At 69.5% G+C, this 3320-nt stretch carries 4 protein-coding genes; 2 read left to right on the top strand and 2 right to left on the bottom strand.

What is annotated here, in order from left to right:
• The coding region (locus QOC69_RS26130; protein ID WP_526445130.1) for a Type 1 glutamine amidotransferase-like domain-containing protein at positions 1-597 on the top strand (597 nt) is incomplete at its 5' end.
• Between the two features lie 2 nt (positions 598-599).
• A complete protein-coding gene (locus QOC69_RS26125) occupies positions 600-1061 on the top strand; it encodes a GNAT family N-acetyltransferase (RefSeq protein WP_526445128.1) in 462 nt (153 codons plus the stop codon).
• Here the strand turns inward: QOC69_RS26125 and QOC69_RS26120 are convergent.
• Together QOC69_RS26120 and QOC69_RS26115 are read right to left on the bottom strand one after the other, a co-directional pair.
• Positions 1047-1859 (bottom strand): HAD-IIA family hydrolase, encoded by an 813-nt coding sequence (locus tag QOC69_RS26120; RefSeq protein WP_526445126.1) that lies wholly within the window; start codon positions 1857-1859, stop codon positions 1047-1049. The genes QOC69_RS26125 and QOC69_RS26120 overlap by 15 nt on opposite strands.
• Before the next feature lie 45 nt (positions 1860-1904).
• Positions 1905-3320, bottom strand: a 1416-nt coding sequence (locus tag QOC69_RS26115) for a PH domain-containing protein (RefSeq protein WP_526445124.1), incomplete at its 5' end; no start/stop codon positions are given.

Below are 3320 nucleotides of genomic sequence, written 5' to 3'. Positions count from 1 at the left end.
CGGGTGTGCCTGCTGGCCACCGCGATGGGCGACGACCGGGCGACACTGCTCTACCTCACCGAGGCCGCGCAGGAGCGGGGCTTCGCGTCGTCGCATCTGGCGCTGTTTCCCATGCCCAACGTCGACGACATCACCGAACATCTACTCGCGCAGGACGTGGTGTGGGTGTTCGGCGGAAGCGTGGCGGGTCTGCTGGCCATGTGGCGACTGCACGGGGTCGACGCTGCGCTGCATACCGCCTGGCAGGCGGGCGTGGTGCTGACTGGCGTGTCGGCGGGATCGATCTGCTGGCACGTCGGTGGCACGACCGACTCGTTCGGGCCGGAGCTTCGACCCGTGACCGACGGGCTCGGCTTCGTGCCGTTCTCCAACGGCGTGCACTACGACGCGGAGGAACAGCGTCGGCCGCTGCTTCACCGTCTGGTCGGCGAGGGAACCCTCCCCGCCGGATACGCCACCGACGACGGTGCCGGCGTCGTATATCGCGGCACCGAATTCGTGGAGGCGGTCGCCGAAAACAGCAGTGCCGCTGCATACTTCGTCACGACGACGGACGACGGCGTCGTCGAGACACGCCTCGACACCCGAAGACTCTAGCGGTGCACGACATCGTGCTGCGCCCTGCCACGGCGGACGACGCCGAGTTCTTCTTCGATCTGCACGAGGCGTCGCTGGGCCCGTACGTGAACCAGATCTGGGGATGGGACGACGACGAGCAACGCGCTTACCTGGCACGACATCTCGTACTCGAGCATGTCCGCGTCATCGTGGTCGACGGTGTGGACGTCGGCAGGCTCGACGTCGAGGAGCGCGACGACGAGGTCTTCCTCGCGCTCATCGAACTGGCGCCCGTCCACCAAGGTCGAGGCATCGGCAGCCGCCTCATCCGCGAGCTCCTCGACCGGGCAAGCGCCGACGGCAAGCGCGTGACGCTGAGTGTCCTCGAGGTCAATCATCGGGCGTATCAGCTGTACCGCAGGCTCGGTTTCACCGAGGTCTCGCGCGACGGCGTAGCGCCCGAGGTCCGGATCCGGATGGTGGCCGGCTCAAAGGCCCAATAACCCGGGAAGATCCGCGACGGAATCGATGACGTGGTTGGGCTGCATCGCGAATTCGTCTGCCGCCCAACGGTCCAGGGTGTCCTGTCGGAACTTGCCGGTGCGAACCAGTACCCCGGTCATGCCGACCACCTGCGCGGCCAGCACGTCGTTGTTGAGGTCGTCGCCGACCATGTACATCTCCTCGGGGTCGACGCCGAGCCGGCTGGCCGAGGCCAGGAACCCCTCGGGCGCCGGCTTGCCGACCGCGGTGGCCTGGCGACCCGACGTCTCCTCCATGCCGATCAGGTACATGCCAGTGTCGATCCGCAGCCCCTCGGTGGTGTTCCACGCCGTGCTGCGGTGCATGGCGACGACGGGCACGCCCTGGGCCATCCAGTCATAGACGCGGCTGAGCGTGACGTGGTCGTACTCGGGTCCGGCGCCGCCGAGCAGGATGACGTCGGGGGTCTCGGGCACCGCGTCGACGACCTCGCTGGCGTAGACCAGGTCGACGCCGGGCATGTCCTCGCCGATCTGCCCATTGTTGACCAGGAAGCATCGCGCGCCCGGATAGCGGTCCCGCACGTAGTCGGCCGTCAGCACCGCGGCCGTGATCACCTCGTCGGCGGTGACGTCCATGCCGGCATCGGTGAGCAGGCCCGCGATCTGGCTGCGGGTGCGCGTCGTGGTGTTGGTGAGATACGTCCGCGCAATCTGGTTGTCCGCCAGCACCCGCAACGCCGCCGCGGCGCCAGGGATGGCCTGCCACGAGGTCACCAGGACGCCATCGATGTCGAACAGCACTCCACCGATAGCCATGCAGCCGACAGTAAGCGGCAAATGATTGCGCGCAACTCGGACCCGCTAAGAGTGAGCCCAGTCGCAGTCGGCCACCCACGGTGATGCCGCCGCGGCGACCGACCATGCGAGTTCGGCGGGTACGTCGAGCACGCGGTAACCCTTCACCCCCGCGGGCGTGGCCGCGATCAGCGTGGCGACCCCGGCGCGGCGCTGAAACAGCGTCTGGCGTGCGGTCCAGCCGATGATGCCCGCGGCGGCCAGGCAGTCGCGGCGCCGGTCCAGGCTGCCCGACCTGGCGACCAGCCAGCCGTCGCCAACGCGGTGGCCCAGCGCGCGGGACCGGTCAGCCGCCAGGAAGACACCACCGACGGTGACCACACCGCAGAGCACCCACGCCCATGCCGGCACCGCGACGACGAACGCCGTCGCCACCAATCCGACCGCGATCAGCGCGGGAAACGTCAGCGCCCGCGTCCAGCGCCTGCGCGTGGCGGCAGGACCGTGATGTCGCAGCTCACCGGTGACCACGTCCGGCCGTCCGATCAGTTCGGTCAGCACCGCCTCGGCCGTGGCGGCGGGGCACGCTGGTAGCAGCAGCGACGCCTCGCCCGACCCGTCGACGCCGGTCATCACCGCGTCCAGGCGCGCGCCGCCGAACGCCCGCACCAGCAAGGGTTGGCGGATCGTGCCGCCACGCAGGCGTCGCATGTCGAAGGTGTGTTCGCGCACCCGGAGCAGACCGTGCTGGAGGTGCAGCACCCCGGCCCCCTTTTCGTCGCGCCGGGACAGCACCAGGTTGCCGAACGTGACCAGCGACCGCAGCACGGAGAGCAGCACCCCGAGGATCAACACGGTGAGCACGGCCACCACCACGGTCGCAACCACGCCGAGGCGCTCGGCGGCATCGAGCCCCTGCCGAGCGAGGGGCGAATCCTCGAGCGCCGCAACGGCTCCCGTCTGGTAGATCACGCCGACGGCGGCGGCGATCATCGCCAACCCGGTGAAGCTCAGCGGGCTGTAGCGCAACCACGACGGCTGCCACCGCGCCAGCACCCGCTCCTGCGGGGCGGCCTCTTCACCCGCCTCGAGTGCGTCGGGCAGCGAGTCGGCGAGCAGGATCGCGCGCAGCCCTGGCACCTCGTCGGAGCGGACGGCGTCGAGTGCGAACTCGGCGTCCCCCTTGGCTTCCCGACCGGTGCTGACCTTCACGACGGTCAGCCCGAGCAGCCGGTGCAGGACCCGCGCATCGGTCGACACCGACCGGATCCTGTTGCGCGGCACCGAAAGCACCGAGCGCTGCAGCACGCCTTCGCGTCGCTGGATCTGTTCGGCGTCGATGCGGTAGGTGGTGGTGAACCACCGCGCGACGCCGAACACGATCATCAGCACCAGCGCGGCGATCGACCAGAGTGGGTTACCCGTCGCCGACCCAAGCACCACCGAGCCGATCAGCAGCGGGAGCTGGCGCAACACCTCGTG

It is taken from the genome of Mycobacterium sp. (assembly GCF_032162105.1).
In the GTDB taxonomy this organism is placed as follows: domain Bacteria; phylum Actinomycetota; class Actinomycetes; order Mycobacteriales; family Mycobacteriaceae; genus Mycobacterium.
The sequence above is the reverse complement of the archived record's forward strand: the minus strand, read 5'-3'. Positions and strand labels throughout refer to the sequence as shown.